We start from the raw sequence: 535 nt of genomic DNA, 5'->3' as shown, positions 1-535 counted from the left end.
TCAGACAAGCATTTCCACTACCGTATCCACGACCTTCGAGCCAGCTTTGGGATGAACGCAACCGAACGACTGATGGGATTAGTGCAAAAGGGAACAATCACTCTCAGCCGGGCACGAATAATTGTGAAGGATCTGCTTTGGCATGAAAGCTTTGTCACCACAGATCTGTACCTCAATTACCATGGCCAAATGGATACCATCTATCAGGCTATAAACGACTATGGTAAACAGTTGCAAGAATGGGTTGAACAGGCAATGAATGGCATGGACGTAGCTGATGAGTAAGCTTGTTGAGCCCATCCAAGCCATACGTCCGACCGTCATTATCGAACTGCCGCTTGCCAAAAGTCTCCGTATTCTGCATCCAGAGCAGGCTATCCTGAAAATCGGCGCCAAATATCATGATATTGGTGCCTTCTGTTATGGTTTGCGTTCAGATAAGAAGCGTAAGTACCTTCAGCCACGCGAGGTGGTACGTAAGCGTCCAGCCCGTCCACCTATCCACCGCCCCCTCCAATCCCCATGATCAGGTTTT

The 535-nt window shown here is 48.8% G+C and carries 2 protein-coding genes; both read left to right on the top strand.

Annotation, left to right across the window (positions count from 1 at the left end; translation table 11 throughout):
• Positions 1–285, top strand: a 285-nt coding sequence (locus IE083_RS15735) for a hypothetical protein (protein WP_229799812.1), incomplete at its 5' end; no start/stop codon positions are given.
• The gene (locus IE083_RS15730) at positions 278–526 is read left to right on the top strand and encodes a hypothetical protein (protein ID WP_189354973.1); all 249 of its coding nucleotides are present in this window, start codon (positions 278–280) and stop codon (positions 524–526) included. The genes IE083_RS15735 and IE083_RS15730, both read left to right, overlap by 8 nt.
• Positions 527–535: the final 9 nt, after the last annotated feature.

The organism is Vogesella fluminis (assembly GCF_014652335.1).
Lineage (GTDB): Bacteria > Pseudomonadota > Gammaproteobacteria > Burkholderiales > Chromobacteriaceae > Vogesella > Vogesella fluminis.
The sequence above is the reverse complement of the archived record's forward strand: the minus strand, read 5'-3'. Positions and strand labels throughout refer to the sequence as shown.